Genomic DNA, 21,575 nt, shown 5'->3' with positions numbered 1-21,575 from the left:
AGGGAATCCGCACGGCCGGGCACGACGCCCGGCCCGGCCTCTCGCTACTTACGAATACGGAATTCAGATGGACGACAATACTTCCGATCTCTTTGCCAGCCCCGACGCGCCCGAGAGTGACGCGCTGACGCTCGGCAACTACGCGGAGCAGGCGTATCTCAGCTACGCGGTCAGCGTCGTGAAGAGCCGCGCGCTGCCCGACGTGTGCGACGGCCAGAAGCCGGTGCAGCGCCGGATCCTGTTCGCGATGAACGAAATGGGCCTCGGCCCGGACGCGAAGCCGGTGAAGTCGGCGCGCGTGGTCGGCGACGTGCTCGGTAAATACCACCCGCACGGCGACCAGTCGGCGTATGACGCGCTCGTGCGTCTCGCGCAGGATTTCTCGCTGCGCTACCCGCTGATCGACGGGCAGGGCAACTTCGGTTCGCGCGACGGCGACGGCGCGGCGGCGATGCGATACACCGAAGCGCGGCTCACGCCGATCGCGAAGCTGCTGCTCGACGAGATCGACCAGGGCACGGTCGACTTCATGCCGAACTACGACGGTTCGTTCGAGGAGCCGAAAACGCTGCCGAGCCGCATGCCGTTCGTGCTGCTGAACGGCGCGTCGGGCATCGCGGTCGGTCTTGCCACCGAAATCCCGTCGCACAACCTGCGCGAAGTCGCGGCGGCGGCGGTCACCTTGATCCGCAATCCGAAGCTCACGCACGCGGAGCTGATGAACCTGATCCCCGGCCCGGACTTCCCGGGCGGCGGCCAGATCATCTCGAGCGACACCGAGATCGCGGCGGCGTATGAAACCGGCCGCGGCAGCCTGAAGGTGCGCGCGCGCTGGAAGATCGAGGATCTCGCGCGCGGCCAGTGGCAACTCGTCGTGACCGAACTGCCGCCGAGCACGTCGGGCCAGAAGGTACTCGAGGAAATCGAGGAACTGACCAACCCGAAGCTCAAGCTCGGCAAGAAGACGCTGACGCCCGAGCAGCTCAACACGAAGAAGGCGATGCTCGACCTGCTCGATGCGGTGCGCGACGAGTCGGGCAAGGAAGCGGCGGTGCGGCTCGTGTTCGAGCCGAAGTCGCGCACGATCGACCAGACGGAATTCGTGAATACGCTGCTCGCGTACACGAGCCTCGAATCGAACGCGACGCTGAACCTCGTGATGATCGGCGCCGACGGCCGCCCGGGCCAGAAGGGCCTGCTGACGATCCTCGACGAGTGGGTGAAGTTCCGCCAGCTGACGATGACGCGCCGTTGCCGCCATCGTCTCGCGAAGGTCGACGACCGCATCCACATCCTCGAAGGGCGGATGATCGTCTTCCTGAACATCGACGAGGTGATCCGCATCATCCGCGAGTCGGACGAGCCGAAGGCCGCGCTGATGAGCGCGTTCGGCCTCAGCGACCGTCAGGCCGAAGACATTCTCGAAATCCGCCTGCGCCAGCTCGCGCGGCTCGAGAAGATCAAGATCGAGAAGGAGCTCGAAACGCTGCGCGACGAGAAGGCGAAGCTCGAGGAACTGCTCGCGAACGAAAGCGCGATGAAGCGGCTGATGATCAAGGAGATCGAGGCCGACGCGAAGCAGTACGGCGACGATCGCCGCACGCTGATCCAGCAGGAAAAGCGCGCGACATTCGAGGCGAAGGTGGTCGACGAGCCGGTGACGGTCGTCGTGTCGCAGAAGGGCTGGGTGCGTGCGCTGAAGGGCCACGGGCTCGACCCGGCCGCGTTCTCGTTCAAGGCCGGCGACAGCCTGTACGCGGCGTTCCAGTGCCGCACGCCGGATCGGCTGATTGCGTGGGGCAGCAGCGGCCGCGTGTATTCGGTCGACGTGTCGGTGCTGCCGGGCGGGCGCGGTGACGGCGTGCCCGTCACGTCGCTGATCGAGCTCGAGTCGGGCTCGCACCTGATGCACTACTACGCGGCACCGGCCGACCAGCAACTGCTGCTCGCGTCGAGCAACGGCTTCGGCTTCCTCGCGAAGGTCGGCGACATGGTGAGCCGCGTGAAGGCCGGCAAGGCATTCATGACGATCGACGCGGGCGCGGCGCCGCTCGCGCCGATGCCGGTGCTGCCGAACGCGACGCAGGTCGCGTGCCTGTCGAGCGGCGGCCGCCTGCTCGTGTTCGGGATGGACGAGATGAAGACGCTGTCCGGCGGCGGGCGCGGCGTGATCCTGATGGCGCTCGACGACAAGGAAACGCTCGTGCAGGCGCTCGCGATCGATCCGGCCGGCGTCGTGCTGATCGGCACGGGCCGCGGCGGCAAGGCGCAGGACGAGACGCTGTCGTATGCGGGGCTCGCGCCGCACCTCGGCAAGCGCGCACGCAAGGGCCGCGCACCGGAGACGAAGCTCAAGGTCGTCAACGAGCTGCGTCCGCTGCTCGGCTGACGCCGCGCGCGGATCGCCCGGATCGTCCGGTTCGGCCGCGATCGAAGGCCGCACGTCCGCTTCGGCGGGTGTGCGGCTTTTTCTTTGAGGGCGGGGGTTGGGGTAAGCAAGCGTGGCGCTGTCACGCGAAACTTGCAAAATATTGTGAAATCGCGCCGAGGGTCTGAACCGAGAGGCGACCGGCCGGTCGAACGTCGCTTGATGCCGCGTGTGACGCGGCCGTTCGCCGCACCCCACTCATCACAGGATTGTCGCCATGTCCCACGCTGTTGCCGTCGCGCTGTTTCTTCATCTGCTGGCCGTTGCCGTGTGGGTGGGCGGGATGGTCTTCGCGAACTTCTGCCTGCGCCCGGCGCTGTCCGACCTGTCGCCGCAGCTCCGGCTGCCGCTGATCGAAGGCGTGTTCGGTCGCTTCTTCAACTGGGTGGCGGGCGCCGTCATCGTGATCCTGCTGTCCGGCGGCTTCCTGCTCATGGAATTCGGCGGCGCGCACGCGACGTGGTCGCTGCATGCGATGGCCGGGCTCGGTGTCGTGATGATGCTGATCTTCGGGCATATCCGCTTCGCGCTGTTTCCGCGCATCCGTCGGGCGGTGCAGGCGCAGAACTGGCCGGACGGCGCGCGCGCAGTGAACGCGGTGCGCCTGCTCGTCGTCGTGAACCTGGTGCTCGGCGTCGTCACGGTCGGGGCGGCCGTGCTGTCGCGCGGTTTCTGATCGTTCGGCATCGGCCGCCGGCCCGGCGGCCTGCGCCGCTACGCGGCGAGCATTGCATCGAGCAGCCACGCGCCGGCCGGGCCGAGCGGCCGGTTGCGCGACCACACCGCATCCACCCGCACGCGGCGGGGCCAGCCGCGTGAGCGCAGCTCGCACAGGCGGTCGCGTGCGAAGTGCTCGACCATCCAGCGCGGCAGTTCCGCCCAGCCGAACCCCAGCACGGCCATTTCCAGCAACATCAGGTAGCTCGGCGCCAGCCAGTGCTGCGTGCCGACGACGATCCGGTCGTCGGTGCCGCGACCTTCCGTTTTCACATAGGTATTGAGGCGCAGTTCGCGCACGTCGCGCAGCGCCGCGTGCGGCACCTCGGTGTCGCCGTATTCGGCGAGCGCGTGGGTGTGGCCGACGAACAGCCCGATCTCCGACTCCTCCGCCACCGTCGCCGCGCCGATATCGGCCGGGTAGGCCGTTCGCGCGGCCATCAGCCCGAGCTGCGCGCGGCCTTGCTGGATCAGGTCGAGCACGTCCTCGTGCTCGGCGATCTGGCATTCGAGCTCGAGCGCCGGAAAGCGCCTTTCGAGCGCCATCAGCGTCTCCTCGTAACGCTTTGACTGGTACGTATCGGACACGACGAGCGTCAGTCGCGCTTCCTCGCCGTGCGCGAGCCGCGCGGCGGTGCGGTCGATCGCCGCACTGGCCTCGAGGGCGCGCTGCACCTGCGGCAGCAGCGCGCGCCCGGCGTCGGTCAGCGTCGGCGTGCGCGTGGCGCGATCGAACAACTGCACACCGAGATCGATTTCGAGGTTCGCAATCGCCTCCGACACGGTCGACTGGCGCTTGCCGAGCTTGCGTGCGGCAGCCGTGAACGAGCCGAGCAGCGCGGCTTCGGCGAAAGCGAGCAGGGCTTCGGGGGCGTGGTGCATGCGGCGCTCCAGACTCTGTTATATCGGTAAAACCGATGATAACAAACTGGATTCATACGGTATCGCCGATCAAAATGGCCGACATGAATCAAGCAACGGATGGGAGAGCATCATGAAACAGATGAACAAAACGGTGACGGAACGGCTGCTGCATGCGCTGACGTTCGAGCTGGTCGCAATCGCGCTGTGCGCACCGATCGGCGCGTGGCTGCTCGACATGCCGGTGTCGCACGTCGGCGTGCTGACGGTGATGGTGTCGCTGATCGCGATGGCGTGGAACATGGCGTTCAACACGCTGTTCGACCGCTTCGAGCGGCGGGCGGGTCTGAAGCGCACGCTCGGCATGCGGATCGCGCACGCAGTGATGTTCGAGCTTGGCCTCGTCGCGATGGTGGTGCCGGTTGCCGCGTGGTGGCTGAACGTGAGCCTCGTCGAGGCGCTGCTGCTCGACCTCGGCATCGTGCTGTTCTTCCTGCCTTACACGTTCGGCTTCAACCTCGCCTACGACGCGCTGCGTGCCCGCTGGATGGCGCGCCGGGTCGCGGTGCAGGCCGGTTGAGGGCGGTCGGGGCGGATTGAGCCGGGCAGGGCGACGAGGCCGTCGCCCGTCAGCGCGCGGCGGCCCACAGCCACACGCTGCACCCGACGGCGACCGCACCGTAGACGGCATAGACGGGCACCTTGAAGCGCGTGAAGCACAGCGTCGCGAAGGCGCCCGTCAGCCAGTAAACGGGGTCGGCCGGCTCGCGATGCAGGATCTTCACGACGGCGACGACGAGAAAGCCCGTCGTCGCCGCGCGCAGCAGGCGCATCCCGTGCTCGAAGCGCGCATGGCGCTTGAGCCGGAACAGGTGGTTCTGCGCAAACACGACGAGACATCCCGACGGAATGAACAGCGCGGCCGTGGCGAGCAGGGCGCCGACCCAGCCGTCGGTCAGGTAACCGAGAAACGGCACGACGTTCAGCAGCGGCCCCGGTGCCACGGGCGACAGCGCGAACGCCAGCGTGAAGTCGTGATCGGAGATGCCCGTCGCCGGCGAGACGAACAGCGTCTTGAGCACCGGCAGCGCGGAAAAGCCGCCGCCGAACAGCGTCATCCCGGCGCCCGCGAGGCGCGGCCACAGCAACTGCGCCTGGTAATCGCCGGGCAGCGGCACCGCGAACAGCACGACGAGCACGCCGAGCAACACGAGCAGGTTGCGGTCGCGCTTCGACAGCGTGAAATCGACTGCATCGCGTTGCGACGGCCCCGTCAGCCAGCCCGCTGCAAACGCAGCGAACAGAATCCCGACGAAAGCGGCCGGACTATGTGCGAAAGCGAGCAGAATCGTCGACAGCGCGGCGATCGTCTGTTCAAGCCGCGTCCGTGCGAGCGAGCGCAACTGTTTGACCCACGTGACGCCGATCAGCGCGGCGAGCACCATCCCGAAGTGATTGATCAGCATCGGCGCGGCAAGCGAGCGCACGAGCGGTGTCTGATAGAAGACCGCGAACAGCGTCATCAGGATCGAGAACGGCAGCACGCTCGCGATGCCGGCAACCCACGCGCCGGCGCGGCCATGCAGCGTCTGGCCGACCTGCACGGCAACATTGCAGCCGACCGGGCCCGGCACGAGCCAGGCGAGCGCGACGAGATCGCCGAAGACGTGCGGCTCGATGCGTTGCAGCCGCTCCACGTAGTGGCGTTCGAGCTGCGCCATCATCGAAAGCCCGCCCCATGAGACCGCAGAAATGCCGGCAATGACCTTGAACAAGGCCCACAGGGATGCCTGTGCCTCTTCGACACGGGCGGTCGCTTCGACTTCGACGGTGGTCATGATTGTGTTGTTGGCGCAGGGCCGGATCTCTCGCGTAGGGCCATGCCGGCGGCCCGCCGACACGTAGGCCCTCCCGATTGTCCGCCGCGCACCATGACACTGCCATGCGCGAAAACGCTAGTTAATGAACTAAACGATCGGATCGGAAAACGAAACAATTGCGGCGGTGCGCAACGTGCGCCGCAGTTGCAGCGGCAGCGCCGCTCAGGCGCCCGTGCTGCCGGTCGCGCGATGCGCGATGACGTTCGGATGGTCGCCGCGCACGCCGAAGCGCGCGATCAGCGCGGGGATCGCATCGGCCGGCACCGGGCGCGAGAACAGGAAGCCCTGCGCCTCGATCTCGCCGAGCGCGGACAGCCACGTGATCTGCTCCTCGGTTTCCGTGCCTTCGACGACGACGGTCAGGCCGAGCGAGCGTGCGAGATGCACGATCGACGACACCATCACGCACACGCTGCGATCGTTCGGGATGGCCTGCACGAACGAGCGGTCGACCTTCAGCGTGTCGACGGAGAAGCGGTGCAGGTACGACAGCGACGAGTAGCCGGTGCCGAAATCGTCGAGCGCGATGCGGATGCCGAGTTTCTTCAACGCGACGATTTTCTCGGACACGAGCTCCGGATATTCCATCATCGCGGTCTCGGTGATCTCGAGTTCGAGCCGGTTCGCGTCGATGCCGGTTTCCTGCAGCGTGCGCGAGATCGTTTCGATCAGGTCGCCGCGCCAGAACTGCACGGGCGAGATGTTGACCGCGAGCGTCAGCGTGTCGTGGCCCTCGTCGCGCCAGCGCGCGATCTGCTCGCACGCGGTGCGGATCACGAAGTCGCCGATCGGCACGATCAGGCCGGTCGATTCGGCAATCGAAATGAATTCGTTCGCGGAGATGATCCCGTGCTCGGGATGATCCCAGCGTGCGAGCGCCTCGAAGCCGGTGATGTAACGGTGGGTGAGGTCGATCTTCGGCTGGTACGCGAGGAACAGCTGCCCCTCGGCGAGCGCGACGCGCAATTGCTGTTCCCAGCGCATCAGGTGATCGGCACGGTGCGACAGGTGCGGCGCATAGAACTGGTAGCAGTTCTTGCCGGCGTCCTTCGCGCTGTACATCGCGAGGTCGGCCTTCTTCAGCAGGTCGATCTCGCTTTCGTTCGCGACGGTGTGCAGTGCGATGCCGATGCTCGCATGCAGCACGAACGAACTGCCGCGCACGTCGAACGGCTCGGCGAACATCCGAATGATCGCTTCCGCGAGCCGCACCGCGCGCCGCTCGACGTCGTCGCCCTTCATCACGACGACGAACTCGTCGCCGCCGATGCGCGCGAGCGAGCCTTCGTCGCCGACTGCATCGGCCAGACGCGACGCGGTCATTTGCAGCACGATGTCGCCGGCATTGTGGCCGAGGGTGTCGTTGACGGTCTTGAAGTTGTCGAGGTCGATGAACAGCAGCCCGAGCCGCGACAGGCTCGTCGGCATCGACACGTCGTTGCGCAGCCCGCGCAGCGTCGCATAGCGGTTCGCGAGGCCGGTGAGCAGGTCGTATTCGGCGAGCTGCGTCATCTCGCGCTCGCGGCCGAGCAGCTTGCCGATCAGGCCCGTCGCGACGCCGAAGAACGCGAGCATCGCGAGCGTGATGAAGCTCGTCATCAGCAGGTAGACGTTGCGGGTGTGGTAGTAGTCCGCGAACTCTTCCGTCTGCGACAGCCCGACCATCACCGCGAGCGGGTAGCCGTCGAGGTGGCGGTACGACACGATGCGCGTCACGCCGTCGATCGGGTCGATGATCGTGCCCGTCACGCGCTCGGCGATCGGGTAGACGCCCGATGCCGAAAACGCGCCCGGCGCGTTGTTCAGCGAGCCCGTGCGCCGCGCGAGCACCGTGCCCGTATCGGATACCACCGCGATCACGCCTTCCTTGCCGATCGCCGCGTTGTTGTAGAAGTCGTTCGTGAAGTAGCTCGGGTCTTCCGACACCACGACGATGCCCGCGAAACTGCCGTCCGGGTTGTTCAGGCGCCGCGTCATCTGCAGCGTCCAGTGGCTCGACACGCGGCCGAGCACGGGTTTGCTGATGAAGAGGCGGTCGTCGTTGTGCGCGAGGTGGACCTTGAAGTGCTCGCGGTCGGACAGGTTGATCGGCTGCGGATGAAGCTCGGCCGTGTTCGCGAACAGGATGCCCTTCGCGTTGACCAGCGACACCTGGATCAGCGTGTCGCTCGGCACGACGCCTTTTTCGACGGCGCTCGCGAGATTGAAGCGCCCGGGCGACTTCTCGAACTCGAACTTGACGAAGCGGGTGATCTGGTCGACCTGGTGGATCGCCTTGACCGTATGCTGCTCGAGCGCCGAAGAGAGGATGGCCGCGGAAGCCGCCGCTTCCTTGTAGGCGCTGTCCTTTTCCACCGACAGCCGCGCGATGATCACGGCCCACAGCAGCGCGAGCGCCAGCATCCCGAGCAACGGGATCGCAAATAGCGCACGCCGGCGCGATTTGCGCGGCGCGCGTAGCGGCCGGGTCGGCGGCGTGTGGTTGGACCGGGCAGAGCTCATCGAAGCGGGTGGCGTCCTGCTCGCGTGCGCCATCCGTCTGGATGGCGGGCTTGGGTTGGGGTTATCCCGGCGTCTGTTCGTTCGCAGGATGCGCAACCATGGACAGACGTCCGAAACAACGGATTAGGCCCGATATTACTGGTTGGAGCGTTTTTGCGATAGTTGGGCGAAGCGTAGGGGCGCCGGACGAGCCGGCGCCATCGCACATCGCGGAATGTCAATCAGGTGACCGGAACGTGCCGTCGACGACCGTCACGACATGGCCGCCGATCCAGGTCGTGCCGTCTTCGTCGTAGCTGACGAAGATGCGGCCGTCGCGACCGATCGCCGTGCCCTGGCGGGCCGTATACGACGGGCCGGGGCGGCGCTCCTGCCGCGTCAGCAGCCCGGCCAGCGCGGCGTTTGCGCTGCCGGTGACGGGATCCTCGCCCGGGGTGCCGAACTTGCCGCCCGTCATCAGGCAGCGGATCTCGAACGTCGCGGGCCCGCCTTCGGCGTGCGGTGCGTAGGCGGCGAGGCCGTCCACGCCGTAGCGCCGGGTCAGCGCCTCCAGCGCGACCGGATCGGGCGACAGGCCGATGCACGCTTCGGCCGACTTCAACCGCACGACCAGCCACGGTGCGCCGTTGTCGACCGCGCACGGCTCGGCCTCGAGGTCGAGCGCGTCGCTGCGCAGCGCGGCGGCCAGCGCCGCGTAGTCCGAGCGGTCGAGCGGCGTGACGCGTGCCGGCGGCGCGGCGAATGCCCAGCCGTCGGCCTGCTCGCGCAGCGCGACCCGGCCGACCCCGCACTGCTGGATCAGCCGGCCCGGCGTGCGCGGCCGCGCGCCGCTTTCGAGGAACGCATGCGCGGTGCCGAGCGTCGGGTGGCCGGCGAACGGCAGTTCGCCGCCCGTCGTGAAGATCCGGACGCGGTAGTCGGCTTCCGGATCGGTCGGCGTGCAAAGGAACGTTGTTTCCGACAGGTTCGTCCAGCGGGCGATCTCGAGCATGGCGTCGTCGCCGAGCGAATCGGCGTCGAACACCACGGCAAGCGGATTACCCTTGAACGGCACCGACGAGAACACGTCGACCTGCTTGAAGCGGACGAGACGGCCAGGCATCGCGCTGCGCGTGTCAGGCAACTTCGGCGATCAGTTCGATCTCGACGCACGCGCCGAGCGGGATCTGTGCGACGCCGAAGGCCGAGCGAGCGTGCTTGCCTGCATCGCCGAACACTTCCGCGATCAGCTCCGACGCGCCGTTCGTCACGACGTGCTGTTCGGTGAAGTCGAGCGTCGAATTGACGAGGCTCATCAGCTTCACGATGCGCGTGACCTTGTTCAGGTCGCCGGTGTGCGCGTGCAGCGTCGCGAGCAGGTCGATCGCGATCGAGCGGGCGGCCGCCTTGCCGTCTTCCGTCTGCAGATCCGCGCCGAGCTTGCCGGCCCAGACCTTGCCGTCCTTCTTCGCGATGTGGCCCGACAGGTACACCGTGTTGCCGCTTTGCGCGCTCATCACGTAGGCGGCAGCCGGGGCGCCGGCGGTCGGGAGCTCGATGCCGAGCGACTTCAGTTTGTCGTAGACGTTAGCCATGCGTTCGATTCCTCGTAGAGAGTCGTGACAGGAAAAAGGGGATCAGAGACGTTCGCGCAGCAGCTTGCCGAGGCGCGCGACGCCTTCCTCGATCTTCTCGGGCGGCACCGTCACGAACGACAGGCGCAGCGTGTTCTGCTGCGCGTTGTCCGCGAAGAACGGCGCGCCCGGCACGAAGGCGACGTGATCGTCGACGGCGGCGGCGAGCAGCTTCATGCTGTCGATTTGCCCGGGCAGGTTCACCCAGATGAACATCCCGCCTTCCGGGCGGTTCCACGTGACGCCTTCCGGCATGTGGCGCTCGAGCGCGCCGAGCATCGCGTCGCACTGCGCGCTGTACAGCTCGCGGATCGTCGGGATGTGCTCGTCGAGGAAGCCGTCCTTGATCACTTCGTGCGCGATGCGCTGCGTGAGCGTCGGCGTGTGCAGGTCGGTGGCCTGCTTGGCCTGCACGAGCTTGAAGTGGAGTTCCTCCGGCGCAATGATGTAGCCGATCCGCAGGCCCGGCGCGAGCACCTTCGAGAACGTGCCGAGGTGCACGATGTGGTCGGGCGCCATCGACAGCATCGTCGGCAGCGGTTCGCCGCGGTAGTTCAGCGCGCCGTACGGATCGTCTTCCAGCACCGGGAACGGGCTCGACTGCGCGAACGCGGCGAGCGCGCGGCGGCGCTCGACGGGCAGGCGGCGGCCGGTCGGGTTCTGGAAGTTCGGCTGCGCGTACAGCAGCCGCGCGCCTTGCGTGAGTTCGGGGGTCAGGCCTTCCGGCAGCAGGCCCTGTTCGTCGGTCGGCACCTGCACGTAGCGCGGCTCGTACAGCGAGAACGATTGCAGCGCGCCGAGGTAGGTCGGCGTTTCGACGAGGATCGGGCTGTCCGGATCGACGAGCGCCTTGCCGAGCAGGTCGAGCGCCTGCTGCGAGCCGGTCGTGATCAGCACCTGCGACACGCGCACGCTGTAGCGCTCGGCGATCCACTCGCGCAGCGGCAGGTAGCCTTCGGTCGCGCTGTACTGGAGCGCGGCGGCCGGCGCGTCGCGCAACACGCGATCGGCGGCGGCGCGCATGCGCTCGGCCGGGAACGTCGCGGGGGCGGGCAGGCCGCCGGCGAACGAGATGACCTCGGGGCGTTCCGTGACCTTCAGGATCTCGCGGATCGCAGAGCTCGTCAGCTTGCGGGCGCGTTCGGAAAGCTGCCAGTGCGGCGGGTGCAGGTCGCTCGGATTCATAGTCTCCTCGTTCGGATATCGTGGTCAGTCAAGAAAGGTCGTTCGGGCGCATCGCTTCGACGCTGCCGGGTGGGCAGGCGTGAACGCGATCGAGCCTTCGCGGCCGGGTGGGCAAAACCGATCAGGCAAAACAATCATTATGGCGCACCTCATCAACCGGCGCGAGCGGGGCGCGCGGCCGTGGCGACCGCCGAGCGGCGCCCGAGCACGACGGTGGCGATCACGGCAGCCGCGAACAGCCACGTCGACGACGTGACCGTTTCGCCGAACAGCAGCGCGGAAAAGGCGATCGTGAAGAAAATCTGCAGCAGTTGAACCTGGCCGACGCGCGCGATGCCGCCCATTGCGAGCCCCGCGTACCACGCGAAAAAGCCGATGAATTGCGAAAACAGGGTCACGTAGCCGAACGCGAGCCACGTGCGCAGCGCGAGCGGGCCCGGATGCGCGGCATGCTGCATCCACGCGAGCCAGCCGACCGGCAGCACGAGGAACGGCGCCGACACGACGAGCGCCCAGCAGATCACCTGCCAGCCGCCGATCTGGCGTGCGAGGCGCGCGCCTTCCGCATAGCCGAGCGCGCCGATGCCGACCGCGACGAGCATCAGCGCGTCGCCGGCCTGCACGGTGCCGCCGCCGTCGCGCAGCGCGAACGCGATCACGAGCGCGCTGCCTGCGACCGCGCTGGCCCAGAACGCCTTCGACGGCCGCTCGTGCGACAGCCACGCCGCGTACAGCGCGACGAACAAGGGTTGCAGCCCGTTGACGACCGCGCCGTGCGACGCCGGTACCGATTTCATCGCCCACGCGGAGAACACCGGATACGCGATGATCACGCCGGCCGACGTGATCGCGAGGCTTTTCAGCTGCGCGCGGGTCGGCAGCGCCTCGCGGCGCCACCACAGCAGCAGGCCGGCCGGCACGGCGGCGGCGAGCGCGCGGCCGAGCCCGTTGAGCAGCGGGTTGAGTTCGGACACGACGATTCGCGTCATCGGCAGCGTCAGGCTGAAGATCATCACGCCGATCAGGCCGAGCAGCATGCCCCGGGTTTCGCGCGAATTCATGTTGCAGGTGTCTCCGTATTGCAGGGTCGTTGTAATCGGGCAAGCGGCAGGGCGGTCAGCGCAGCGTGCGCGCACCCTGCGGCGTATCGAATTCGGCGACGAGCGCCGGCGGGCCGTCGGTGGATTCGAGGTCGAGCAGGTGGGCGGCGCCGAGCCAGTCGAGCTGCTCGCGGATCGTGTCCGCGTGCGGGTGGGTGCCCTTGAGCGCCTTCAGCGCGATACCGTCGCCCGGCAGCGATTCGGCCGGGTGGCGCACGCTGGCCCACTGGATCAGCGACGGCGCAACGCCGTCGCCCGAGCCCTGCCACGCGGGGAAGCTGCCGTCGTCCGGCACCGTGAGGCCCCAGTTCAGGTCGCCGCGCTGCATGGCGACCACGGGGGCGATGCGGTCCGGGTACTGGCTCTGCCACAGCGCGAGCTGGCGCGGCCGGTCGACGCGAACGACCCAGTGCGCGAGAAACGGCCCCTGCGCAAGCCGTGCGTGCATCGCCGGATCGTCGAGACCGAACATCCGCGCGCGCGGCGGCTTTGCGCCGTCATCCGGCGCCGGTGCGTCGGGGTCGATCGCGATCACTTCGAGGTAAAGCCCGCCCCACGCGCCGAACAGCGCATTGTGGGTCCGCATCAGCGGGTGGCGGCCGCCGCCGGCCGGTTCGATGCCGAGCGCGTCGGCGACATGGCGCACGCCTTCGTCGAGCGTGCGCGCGGCGATCACGAGATGGTCGAGTGTCAGGGAGCGGGCTGGCATGAGCGTCGGTCGGGAAGCGAAAGTGTCATGGTAGGCGGACGAGGTGCCGGGCGGGGGCCGGACCGGCCGGCGCACCGGCCGCGAAGCGGGCCGGCGGGCGCAGCGCCAGGTGCGGCGGGGCCGGAACGGCGGCCGCACGATCGCCATTCCGGTCAACTGTAATCGTCGCTACCGGCACAGTAACGGTACAATCGGCGCGATAGCCTTCGGTACAGTTGGAGCTGCCGCTCATGTCCACCGCCCCACTCGCCCAGATTCCCGTGCCGCACGACACGGCCACGCTCACGCTCGTCGACCAGCTGGTCCAGTGGGCGCGGCGGCGCATCGACGAACGCGTGTTCCGTCCCGGCATGCGGATGCCGTCGATCCGCAAGCTCGCGCTCGACAAGAGCGTGTCGCGCTTCACCGTCGTCGAGGCATACGAGCGCCTCGTCGCGCAGGGTTACCTCGACTCGCGGCGCGGCTCGGGCTTCTACGTGCGCGAGCGCACGGCCGCCGGCCCGCAGCCGGCCGACAGCGTCGCACGCGTGGCCGAGGCCGCGCCCGTGCACAACACGATCGACGTCGTCTGGCTGCTGCGCAACATGCTGCACACCGTCAGCCCGGAGAAGGGCCCCGGCCTCGGCTACCTGCCGGGCCGCTGGCTCGACGGCGAGCTGATCACCGGCGCGCTGCGCGCGCTCGGGCGCCAGTCGGGCGCGCAGATGCTCGGCTTCGGCACCGCGCAGGGCTTCCTGCCGCTGCGCCAGCAACTGCAGACGCGCCTCGCCGAAGTCGAGATCGGCGCGAAGCCCGAACAGATCGTGCTCGTATCGGGGATTACGCAGGCGATCGACCTGATTTCGCGGATCTACATGCGGCCCGGCGACGCGGTGATCGTCGGCGATCCCGCCTGGTTCCAGATGTTCGGCCGCTTCGCGGCGCAGGGCGCGCAGCTCGTCGGGATGCCGTACACGCCGGACGGCCCCGATCTCGACGCGCTCGAAACGCTGGTGCAGATGTGGCGGCCGAAGATGCTCGTGATCAACTCGGTGCTGCAGAACCCGACCGGCACGTCGCTGTCGGCCGCGCAGGCGTTCCGGATCCTGAAGCTCGCGGAAGCGTACGACTTCCTCGTCGTCGAGGACGACGTGTACGGCGACCTGTGCCCGCCGAGCTATCCGGCGACGCGCCTCGCGAGCCTCGACCAGCTGAAGCGCGTGATTTATCTCGGCAGCTATTCGAAGACGCTCGCGGCGAACCTGCGGGTCGGCTATGTCGCGTGCGCGCCGGAGATCGCGAAGGCCGTCACCGACCAGAAGATGCTGGTCGGGATGACGACGCCCGAACTCAACGAGCGCGTGCTGTACAAGATCCTGACCGAAGGGCATTACCGGCGTCACGTCGAGCGGCTGCGCGCGCGGCTTGACGGCGTGCGCGACAAGACCGCGCGGATGCTCGAGCGCACCGGGCTCGGGCTGTTCACGATGCCGGCGGCCGGGATGTTCCTGTGGGCCGACACGGGCGTCGATTCGGACGCGCTCGCGGCGGTCGCGCACGAGGCCGGCTTCCTGCTGACGCCCGGCAGCCTGTTCTCGCCGCAGCAATCGCCGTCGACGTGGATGCGCTTCAATGTTGCGAACTGCGGCGATCCGGCGCTGCCGGGGCTGCTGGCAGGCTATATCGACTCGGCGGTGCGGCGCGCGTCGTGACGCGGCGCCGCACGCCGCGTCTTGAAATCCCGCGCGCCGTCCCCAGATACGCGCGCAAACCGCTGGCGTCAGGCGGTCGTCCCCGACGGGACCGCCGCCGGCATCGCGCGCCGGGCGCCTGCGCCACACCATTCCCGTTCACGTAAGAGGAAACCGTATCCATGGCACATGAAACGATGAGCTTTCAGGCAGAGGTCAAGCAACTCCTCCACCTGATGATCCATTCGCTCTACAGCAACAAGGAAATCTTCCTGCGCGAACTGGTGTCGAACGCGTCCGACGCGGCCGACAAGCTGCGTTTCGAAGGGCTCGCGGACAACGCGCTGTACGAGAACGATCCGAACCTGCGCATCCGCATCGGCTACGACAAGGCCGCGCGCACGATCACGATCGACGACAACGGCATCGGCATGAGCCGCGACGAAGCGATCGCGAACCTCGGCACGATCGCGCGTTCGGGCACCAAGGAATTCTTCACGAAGCTGTCGGGCGACCAGCAGAAGGATGCAGCGCTGATCGGCCAGTTCGGCGTCGGCTTCTACTCGGGCTTCATCGTCGCGGACAAGATCACCGTCGAAACGCGTCGCGCGGGCCTGCCGGCGAACGAAGCCGTGCGCTGGGAAAGCGCGGGCGAGGGCGATTTCACGATCGACGCGATCGAGCGCGCGCAGCGCGGCACGACGATCACGCTGCACCTGCGTGAAGGCGAGGACGAGCTGCTGTCGTCGCACCGCCTGCAGTCGATCGTCCAGAAGTATTCCGACCACATCGCGCTGCCGATCCTGATGCAGAAGGAAGAATGGGATCAGGAAAAGGGCGAGATGGTCCTGAAGGACGAGGACGAGACCGTCAACCAGGCGAGCGCGCTGTGGACGCGTTCGAAGAGCGACGTCACCGACGAGCAGTACACGCAGTTCTACCAGCACATCGCGCACGATCACCAGGATCCGCTCACGTGGACGCATAACCGCGTCGAGGGCCGCAGCGAGTACACGCAGCTGCTGTTCGTGCCGTCGCATGCGCCGTTCGATATGTGGAACCGCGACTATCGCGGCGGCCTGAAGCTGTACGTGAAGCGCGTGTTCATCATGGACGACGCCGAGCAGCTGCTGCCGCAATACCTGCGTTTCGTGAAGGGCGTCGTCGATTCGGCCGACCTGCCGCTGAACGTGTCGCGCGAGATCCTGCAGGAAAGCCGCGACGTGAAGGCGATCCGCGAAGGCGTGACCAAGCGCGCGCTGTCGATGCTCGAAGAGCTCGCGAACGCGGAAGAGGATGCCGGCAAGGAGAAGTACAAGACGTTCTGGAGCGCGTTCGGCCAGGTGCTGAAGGAAGGCCTCGGTGAAGATCACGCGAACCGCGAGCGCATCGCGAAGCTGTTGCGCTTCGCGTCGACGCACGGCGATACCGACGCGCAGGACGTGTCGCTTGCCGACTACGTGTCGCGCATGAAGCCCGAGCAGAGCAAGATCTACTACGTGACGGCCGACGCATGGCAGGCCGCGAAGAACAGCCCGCATCTCGAGGTGTTCCGCAAGAAGGGCGTCGAGGTGCTGCTGCTGACCGACCGCGTCGACGAATGGATGCTGTCGTTCCTGCAGGAATTCGACGGCAAGCCGCTCGCGAGCGTCGCGCGCGGCGATCTCGATCTCGGCGAGCTGAACGACGAGGAGAAGAAGGCGCAGGAGCAGGCGGGCGAAGCGATCAAGCCGGTCGTCGAGAAGATGAAGGAAGCGCTCGGCGACAAGGTGAAGGAAGTGCGCGTCACGTTCCGCCTGACCGATTCGCCGTCGTGTCTCGTCGCGGACGACAACGACATGAGCGGCTACCTGCAGCGGATGCTGAAGGCGGCCGGCCAGAACGCGCCGGCGATGCAGCCGATCCTCGAGATCAATCCCGATCACGCGCTCGTGAAGCAGCTGAATGCCGACAGCGCCGATTTCGGCGACTGGTGCCATCTGCTGTTCGATCAGGCGCTGCTGGCCGAAGGCGGCATGCTCGACGATCCGGCGAGCTTCGTGAAGCGGACCAACGCGCTGCTGCTGTCGCGCGCCGCGTGAACGCACGCATGCGATTCGACGGCGGTCAGGCCGGCTGGCGCGAGACGCCGCGGCCTGGCTGCTCGCTCGACCAGCGCGACTGGCTGACGCGCGGCGGATCGCTGACCGCGCATCTCGCGCGGCTCGGCCACGTGAACGTGCGCGTGACGCGCGAGGCCGTCGACTGTCCGTGGTTCGACGAGCCGGACGCGCTCGCCAGTTCGCCGCGCGCGCCGATGTGGGTGCGCGAGGTGATCCTGTCGGTCGACGGCACGCCGTACGTTGCCGCGCACAGCATCGCGCCGCTCGCCGCCAGCAAGGGTGTGTGGCAGGCGATGCGGCGGCTGCGCACGCGGCCGCTCGCGGAGCTGCTGTACAGCGATCCGCAGGTCGAGCGCTCGTCGCTCGTCAGCCGGCGCGTGATTGCGGGACATCCGTTGTATGCGCTCGCGAGCCATGCGCTGCGGGGTGAGCGTGCGCCGCATGCGTTCGCCGCGCGGCGTTCGGTGTTCCAGCGTCATGGCAAGCCCTTGATGGTCACCGAGTGCATGCTGCCGGCGCTGTGGCGCCATCTGGCCGCGCACGGCGACGGGCCCCGATCCGTCGGCCCGCGCGGAGACGCGTGATGCTGCAGGGTTTTCCGCCGGTCGTCGGGCCGGATACGCACACGATGATCCTCGGCAGCTTTCCGGGCGAGGCGTCGCTCGATGCCGCGCAGTATTACGCGCATCCGCGCAACCAGTTCTGGCGGTTGTTGGGCGCGGTGCTCGGCGAGGCGACGCTTCACGAACTGCCGTACGACGCGCGGCTCGAGCGCGTGCTTGCGCACGGCATCGGCATCTGGGACGTGCTCGCCGCGTGCCATCGCCAGGGCAGTCTCGATTCTGCGATCCGGCATGCGAAGCCGAATGATTTCGACTCGCTGCGTGCGCATGCGCCGTTGCTGAAGCGCGTGTGCTTCAACGGCAAGACGGCGGGGCGGTTCGCCGACGTGATCGGCGAGGCCGGGTACGAGACGCTCGTGCTGCCTTCGTCGAGCCCGGCGAATGCGATGCTGTCGTTCGAGCAGAAGCTCGTGCAGTGGCGGCAGATTCGCGGCTGATGTCGGCACGAATGCCAGGGCAGCGGGGGCCATCGCCCCCGGCGCTCACTTGCCCTTGCCCCATCTCCACCCGGGCTTCTCGCCCTTGATCCAGCACACCAGGGTCAACAGCGCGACCAGCGCCACGATGCAAGCGCCGTAGGCGACCGGTGATCGCCGAGGCGGCGCCAGCCAGGCGCTCGCGATGATCCCGATCACGAACAGCAGCAGCACGACCCAGCCCTGCCACGCGACCGGCAGCCCCCATCCCCAGCCATAGCGTTTCGCCGGAAACCAGATTTTCTTGTCGTTCGAGGTCATGCGTCCTCCTCCGATCAACGATTGCAGCGTAGCGCCAACGGGAGTCGAAGTCATGCGCGACCGGGCGGCGGCACGGCTTCCGCCCTGCACCAATGCTATCCTCTCGTCCGCTAAAACCAGCATCACCCAGCGAGATTCAATCATGACCCGACTGATCAAGCGCGCGTCCGCCGAGGCGCGTGCGTTCAAGCAAGGCAAGCCGTCTCCGTACAACGGCTCCGAAAAACTCCAGCCGCCGCGCGTCAAGCGCCGCCCGGACATCGACGAACACGACGACGTGCCGGTGCTCGAAGCGCCGCGCAAGCCGCGCTTCGCGCCCGTTACGTTCTCCGAAGAGGGCGGCGTGCGCTTCCTGCACTTCGGCACCGAATGGGTGCAGGGCGCGATGCGGATCTCGAAGCCGCTGCACATCGAGCTCGAATACGCGCAGCAGATGATGGCGTGGCTGCTGTTCCTCGAAACGCCCGAGCGGATCGTCCAGCTCGGGCTCGGCACCGGTGCGCTGACCAAGTTCTCGCATCGGTTCCTGCCGAACGCGAAGGTCGAGGCCGTCGAGCTGAACCCGGCCGTGATCGTCGCGGCGCGCACGATGTTCGCGCTGCCGCCGGACGACGCGCGCCTCGCCGTGCATGAAGCCGACGCATGGGACTTCGTCAACGACCCGGCCAACCGCGGCACGACGGGCGCGATCCAGATCGACCTGTACGACGCGACCGCGCGCGGCCCCGTGCTCGACAGCGTCGCGTTCTACCGCGCGGTGCGCGGCTGCCTCGCCGATGCGGGCATCGCGACGATCAACCTGTTCGGCGATCATCCGAGCTTCGTGCGCAACATGAAGCACCTGAACGCGGCATTCGATCACCGCGTGATCGCGCTGCCCGAAGTGCACGACGGCAACCGGATCGCGATCGCGTTCTCGGGCCCGGCGCTCGACGTGCCGTTCGCGCAGCTCGACGCCCGCGCGAAGCTGATCGAGGACACGCTGAAGCTGCCCGCACGCAAGTGGGTGAAAGCTTTGAAAGAAACGACCGGCGCACGCGACACCGCGTTCGCGATCTGACGCTTCATGCACCGGCAGCCGGCCGGTGCAACCACGCGACAAGGGGCGGATCACCTCGGGTTCGCCCCTGCTTGACCGCGTGCTCGCGGCTCCTATACTGGCGCGAAGCCAGGGGAGCCGCAGCCTACCCGTTTCGCCGCTCCTCTCGGCGCCGTACCCGCTCAACAAGATCGATAACCGGGAAAGAAGAGGAGACGTCATGGCTCACGATGCCGACGCCAACCGAGCCGCCAAGCGCTGGCTCTGGCTGCTGGTACTGCCGCTGATCGCGATGGTCTGGGTACCGTCGTACAGCAAGATCGAACCGCAGTTGTTCGATTTTCCGTTTTTCTACTGGTACCAGCTGCTGTGGGTCTTCATCAGCGCTGTGATCACCGCGTTCGTGTACTTCAAGACCAAGAACGCGTGGAAGGCGAGCGGCCCGCAGGGAGGTGGGCAATGAATCTCGGCGCAACCTTCGTCTTCGTCCTGCTGTTCATCGGCGTCACGATCATCGGTTTCCTGGCCGCGAACTGGCGGCGCGGCGATCTCGCCCATCTCGACGAATGGGGCCTCGGCGGACGCCGCTTCGGCACGATCGTCACGTGGTTCCTGCTCGGCGGCGACCTTTACACCGCCTACACGTTCGTCGCGGTGCCCGCGCTCGTGTTCGGCGCCGGTGCGATGGGCTTCTTCGCGCTGCCTTATACGATCCTGATCTATCCGTTCGCGTTCGTCGTGTTCCCGAAGTTGTGGAGCATCGCCAAGCGGCACGGCTATGTGACGGCCGCCGACTTCGTCAACGCACGCTACGGCAGCCGGATGCTGGCGCTCGCGATTGCGGTGACGGGTATTGTCGCGACGATGCCGTACATCGCACTGCAGCTCGTCGGCATCGAAGTGGTGATCGGCGCGCTCGGCTTCGACACGACCGGCTTCGTCGGCGACCTGCCGCTGATCATCGCATTCGCGATCCTCGCCGCGTACACATACACGTCGGGGCTGCGCGCACCGGCCATGATCGCGATCGTGAAGGACATCCTGATCTACATCACGATCGCCGCGGCCGTCATCGTGATCCCCGCGAAGCTCGGCGGCTTCGGGCATATCTTCGCGAGCGTGCCGCCCGCGAAGCTGTTGCTGAAGGCGCCCGATGCGATGAGCCTGAACGGCTACAGCGCCTACGCGACGCTTGCGATCGGCTCGGCGCTCGCGCTGTTCCTGTATCCGCACTCGGTCACGGCGATCCTGTCGTCGTCGTCGGGCAACTCGATCCGCCGCAACATGGCGATGCTGCCCGCGTACTCGTTCGTGCTCGGCCTGCTCGCGCTGCTCGGCTACATGGCGCTCGCGTCGGGCGTGAAGGACATGCCGCAGTACGCGCCGTACTTCAAGGCGTTCGGCCCGAACTTCGCGGTGCCCGCGCTGTTCCTCGAGTACTTCCCGTCGTGGTTCGTCGGCGTGGCGTTCGCAGCGATCGGCATCGGCGCGCTGGTGCCCGCGGCCATCATGTCGATCGCGGCCGCAAACCTGTACACGCGCAACATCCACCGCGAGTTCGTGAACCGCAACATGTCGCACGAGCAGGAGACGCACGTCGCGAAGCTCGTATCGCTGATCGTGAAGGTCGGCGCGGTCGCGTTCATCCTCGGGCTGCCGCTGACCTACGCGATCCAGCTGCAGTTGCTCGGCGGGATCTGGATCATCCAGACGCTGCCCGCGATCGTGCTCGGCCTGTACACGCGCGTGCTCGACCATCGCGGCTTGCTGGCCGGCTGGGCGGCCGGCATCGTGTGCGGTACGTGGATGGCGATCTCGCTGAAGCTGGCCGGGTCGATCTTCACGATCCACCTGTTCGGCCTCGCGATTCCTGGCTACGCCGCCGTGTGGTCGCTGATCGTGAACCTGGTGGTGTCGGTGGTGGTGAGCGTGCTGGTGCGCGTGATGGGCATGGCGCATGCGGAAGATCGCACGCGGCCGGAGGATTATCTCGACGTCGTCGAGGGCTGATTCCCCTGCCTTCTGTTGCAGTTTCGACACGACGCCCGCGACGCAAGTCGCGGGCGTTTTGCATGGTGCGCCGCGAACGCCCCGTGCGGCGGTGCATGCGTGTGCGCCGATCTCCAAGCGATTCTAAATCCGCTACGCCGTGCTGAAAATCGGTGCAAGACCGATTGGATCACGCGCGAACCGCTTGTCAATAATGCGTCCTGCCCGGCTGTACCGGGTGTTTCGATCTCCACACGATCCGATGATATGAGGGATGCAATGACAAAGATTGGGTTGATGGTATTCGGTTTGTGCTGCATGGCGCTGGCCGGTTGCGTGAACGCGTATTACCGGTGAGGCGCAGCATGAGAATCCTGTTGATGTGGGCGCTGGTCGCGCCGGTCCTGCTCGCCGGCTGCG

19 protein-coding genes are annotated in these 21,575 nt (G+C 67.3%); 10 read left to right on the top strand and 9 right to left on the bottom strand.

Annotation, left to right across the window (positions count from 1 at the left end):
* Nucleotides 1-67 precede the first annotated feature (67 nt).
* Both parC and BLA15945_RS16295 read left to right on the top strand, forming a co-directional pair.
* The gene (gene parC, locus BLA15945_RS16300; RefSeq protein ID WP_059233514.1) at nt 68-2,389 is read left to right on the top strand and encodes a DNA topoisomerase IV subunit A; all 2,322 of its coding nucleotides are present in this window, start codon (nt 68-70) and stop codon (nt 2,387-2,389) included.
* Nucleotides 2,390-2,645: 256 nt separating this feature from the next.
* A complete protein-coding gene (locus BLA15945_RS16295; RefSeq protein ID WP_059233515.1) occupies nt 2,646-3,104 on the top strand; it encodes a CopD family protein in 459 nt (152 codons plus the stop codon).
* 38 nt (nt 3,105-3,142) lie between these two features.
* Here BLA15945_RS16295 and BLA15945_RS16290 read toward each other — a convergent pair whose 3' ends face one another.
* Complete coding sequence (locus BLA15945_RS16290) at nt 3,143-4,027, bottom strand: LysR family transcriptional regulator (protein ID WP_174992927.1); 885 nt, start codon at nt 4,025-4,027, stop codon at nt 3,143-3,145.
* A 112-nt stretch (nt 4,028-4,139) separates the two neighbouring features.
* On the opposite strand from BLA15945_RS16290, the gene BLA15945_RS16285 reads away from it, so the two are divergent.
* The gene (locus BLA15945_RS16285) at nt 4,140-4,586 is read left to right on the top strand and encodes a multidrug/biocide efflux PACE transporter (RefSeq protein ID WP_059233517.1); all 447 of its coding nucleotides are present in this window, start codon (nt 4,140-4,142) and stop codon (nt 4,584-4,586) included.
* Nucleotides 4,587-4,635: 49 nt separating this feature from the next.
* Here the strand turns inward: BLA15945_RS16285 and BLA15945_RS16280 are convergent, their stop codons facing one another.
* The 7 genes from BLA15945_RS16280 to BLA15945_RS16250 all read right to left on the bottom strand — a co-directional run bounded on the left by BLA15945_RS16280 (nt 4,636) and on the right by BLA15945_RS16250 (nt 12,995).
* Entirely contained in the window at nt 4,636-5,844 is a 1,209-nt protein-coding gene (locus tag BLA15945_RS16280; protein WP_059233518.1) for a chromate transporter, read from the bottom strand.
* 204 nt (nt 5,845-6,048) lie between these two features.
* Nucleotides 6,049-8,388 (bottom strand): bifunctional diguanylate cyclase/phosphodiesterase, encoded by a 2,340-nt coding sequence (locus BLA15945_RS16275; RefSeq protein WP_059233519.1) that lies wholly within the window; start codon nt 8,386-8,388, stop codon nt 6,049-6,051.
* Between the two features lie 217 nt (nt 8,389-8,605).
* The gene (locus BLA15945_RS16270; RefSeq protein ID WP_059233520.1) at nt 8,606-9,490 is read right to left on the bottom strand and encodes a PhzF family phenazine biosynthesis protein; all 885 of its coding nucleotides are present in this window, start codon (nt 9,488-9,490) and stop codon (nt 8,606-8,608) included.
* A 13-nt stretch (nt 9,491-9,503) separates the two neighbouring features.
* Nucleotides 9,504-9,962, bottom strand: coding sequence for a RidA family protein (locus tag BLA15945_RS16265; protein WP_006478174.1), 459 nt, complete (start codon nt 9,960-9,962; stop codon nt 9,504-9,506).
* Between the two features lie 42 nt (nt 9,963-10,004).
* The gene (locus tag BLA15945_RS16260) at nt 10,005-11,186 is read right to left on the bottom strand and encodes an aminotransferase-like domain-containing protein (RefSeq protein ID WP_059233521.1); all 1,182 of its coding nucleotides are present in this window, start codon (nt 11,184-11,186) and stop codon (nt 10,005-10,007) included.
* Between the two features lie 152 nt (nt 11,187-11,338).
* Complete coding sequence (locus tag BLA15945_RS16255) at nt 11,339-12,247, bottom strand: DMT family transporter (protein ID WP_059233522.1); 909 nt, start codon at nt 12,245-12,247, stop codon at nt 11,339-11,341.
* A 55-nt stretch (nt 12,248-12,302) separates the two neighbouring features.
* A complete protein-coding gene (locus BLA15945_RS16250; protein ID WP_174992926.1) occupies nt 12,303-12,995 on the bottom strand; it encodes a VOC family protein in 693 nt (230 codons plus the stop codon).
* A gap of 230 nt (nt 12,996-13,225) precedes the next feature.
* On the opposite strand from BLA15945_RS16250, the gene BLA15945_RS16245 reads away from it, so the two are divergent.
* The 4 genes from BLA15945_RS16245 to BLA15945_RS16230 all read left to right on the top strand — a co-directional run bounded on the left by BLA15945_RS16245 (nt 13,226) and on the right by BLA15945_RS16230 (nt 17,827).
* Nucleotides 13,226-14,686, top strand: a complete 1,461-nt coding sequence (locus tag BLA15945_RS16245; protein WP_059236659.1) for an aminotransferase-like domain-containing protein — start codon at nt 13,226-13,228, stop codon at nt 14,684-14,686.
* Between the two features lie 161 nt (nt 14,687-14,847).
* A complete protein-coding gene (htpG, locus tag BLA15945_RS16240; RefSeq protein ID WP_174992925.1) occupies nt 14,848-16,746 on the top strand; it encodes a molecular chaperone HtpG in 1,899 nt (632 codons plus the stop codon).
* A gap of 8 nt (nt 16,747-16,754) precedes the next feature.
* The gene (locus tag BLA15945_RS16235; RefSeq protein WP_174992924.1) at nt 16,755-17,351 is read left to right on the top strand and encodes a chorismate--pyruvate lyase family protein; all 597 of its coding nucleotides are present in this window, start codon (nt 16,755-16,757) and stop codon (nt 17,349-17,351) included.
* Entirely contained in the window at nt 17,351-17,827 is a 477-nt protein-coding gene (locus BLA15945_RS16230; protein WP_174992923.1) for a DNA-deoxyinosine glycosylase, read from the top strand. Before BLA15945_RS16235 ends, BLA15945_RS16230 begins: the two co-directional genes overlap by 1 nt.
* Nucleotides 17,828-17,872: 45 nt before the next feature.
* Here the strand turns inward: BLA15945_RS16230 and BLA15945_RS16225 are convergent, their stop codons facing one another.
* Entirely contained in the window at nt 17,873-18,127 is a 255-nt protein-coding gene (locus BLA15945_RS16225) for a hypothetical protein (protein WP_174992922.1), read from the bottom strand.
* A gap of 142 nt (nt 18,128-18,269) precedes the next feature.
* Here BLA15945_RS16225 and BLA15945_RS16220 point away from each other — a divergent pair, with 142 nt between their 5' ends.
* The 3 genes from BLA15945_RS16220 to mctP all read left to right on the top strand — a co-directional run bounded on the left by BLA15945_RS16220 (nt 18,270) and on the right by mctP (nt 21,176).
* Nucleotides 18,270-19,187: a class I SAM-dependent methyltransferase gene (locus BLA15945_RS16220; protein WP_059233527.1), complete on the top strand. Its 918-nt coding sequence runs from the start codon at nt 18,270-18,272 to the stop codon at nt 19,185-19,187.
* A gap of 199 nt (nt 19,188-19,386) precedes the next feature.
* The gene (locus BLA15945_RS16215; protein ID WP_059233528.1) at nt 19,387-19,629 is read left to right on the top strand and encodes a DUF3311 domain-containing protein; all 243 of its coding nucleotides are present in this window, start codon (nt 19,387-19,389) and stop codon (nt 19,627-19,629) included.
* A complete protein-coding gene (gene mctP, locus BLA15945_RS16210) occupies nt 19,626-21,176 on the top strand; it encodes a monocarboxylate uptake permease MctP (protein ID WP_059233529.1) in 1,551 nt (516 codons plus the stop codon). Before BLA15945_RS16215 ends, mctP begins: the two co-directional genes overlap by 4 nt.
* Nucleotides 21,177-21,575: the final 399 nt, after the last annotated feature.

Source organism: Burkholderia arboris (genome assembly GCF_902499125.1).
GTDB classification, from domain to species: domain Bacteria; phylum Pseudomonadota; class Gammaproteobacteria; order Burkholderiales; family Burkholderiaceae; genus Burkholderia; species Burkholderia arboris.
This window is presented reverse-complemented; position numbering and strand designations above follow the sequence as displayed.

Coding starts and splice junctions, on each gene's coding strand:
- BLA15945_RS16270 (WP_059233520.1), bottom strand. CDS start 9,490: ATGCCTGGCCGTCTCGTCCGCTTCAAGCAGGTCGACGTGTTCTCGTCG.
- BLA15945_RS16255 (WP_059233522.1), bottom strand. CDS start 12,247: ATGAATTCGCGCGAAACCCGGGGCATGCTGCTCGGCCTGATCGGCGTG.
- htpG (WP_174992925.1), top strand. CDS start 14,848: ATGGCACATGAAACGATGAGCTTTCAGGCAGAGGTCAAGCAACTCCTC.
- BLA15945_RS16285 (WP_059233517.1), top strand. CDS start 4,140: ATGAAACAGATGAACAAAACGGTGACGGAACGGCTGCTGCATGCGCTG.
- BLA15945_RS16290 (WP_174992927.1), bottom strand. CDS start 4,027: ATGCACCACGCCCCCGAAGCCCTGCTCGCTTTCGCCGAAGCCGCGCTG.
- BLA15945_RS16265 (WP_006478174.1), bottom strand. CDS start 9,962: ATGGCTAACGTCTACGACAAACTGAAGTCGCTCGGCATCGAGCTCCCG.
- BLA15945_RS16245 (WP_059236659.1), top strand. CDS start 13,226: ATGTCCACCGCCCCACTCGCCCAGATTCCCGTGCCGCACGACACGGCC.
- mctP (WP_059233529.1), top strand. CDS start 19,626: ATGAATCTCGGCGCAACCTTCGTCTTCGTCCTGCTGTTCATCGGCGTC.
- BLA15945_RS16215 (WP_059233528.1), top strand. CDS start 19,387: ATGGCTCACGATGCCGACGCCAACCGAGCCGCCAAGCGCTGGCTCTGG.
- parC (WP_059233514.1), top strand. CDS start 68: ATGGACGACAATACTTCCGATCTCTTTGCCAGCCCCGACGCGCCCGAG.
- BLA15945_RS16280 (WP_059233518.1), bottom strand. CDS start 5,844: ATGACCACCGTCGAAGTCGAAGCGACCGCCCGTGTCGAAGAGGCACAG.
- BLA15945_RS16235 (WP_174992924.1), top strand. CDS start 16,755: ATGCGATTCGACGGCGGTCAGGCCGGCTGGCGCGAGACGCCGCGGCCT.
- BLA15945_RS16220 (WP_059233527.1), top strand. CDS start 18,270: ATGACCCGACTGATCAAGCGCGCGTCCGCCGAGGCGCGTGCGTTCAAG.
- BLA15945_RS16295 (WP_059233515.1), top strand. CDS start 2,646: ATGTCCCACGCTGTTGCCGTCGCGCTGTTTCTTCATCTGCTGGCCGTT.
- BLA15945_RS16260 (WP_059233521.1), bottom strand. CDS start 11,186: ATGAATCCGAGCGACCTGCACCCGCCGCACTGGCAGCTTTCCGAACGC.
- BLA15945_RS16275 (WP_059233519.1), bottom strand. CDS start 8,388: ATGAGCTCTGCCCGGTCCAACCACACGCCGCCGACCCGGCCGCTACGC.
- BLA15945_RS16225 (WP_174992922.1), bottom strand. CDS start 18,127: ATGACCTCGAACGACAAGAAAATCTGGTTTCCGGCGAAACGCTATGGC.
- BLA15945_RS16250 (WP_174992926.1), bottom strand. CDS start 12,995: ATGCCAGCCCGCTCCCTGACACTCGACCATCTCGTGATCGCCGCGCGC.
- BLA15945_RS16230 (WP_174992923.1), top strand. CDS start 17,351: ATGCTGCAGGGTTTTCCGCCGGTCGTCGGGCCGGATACGCACACGATG.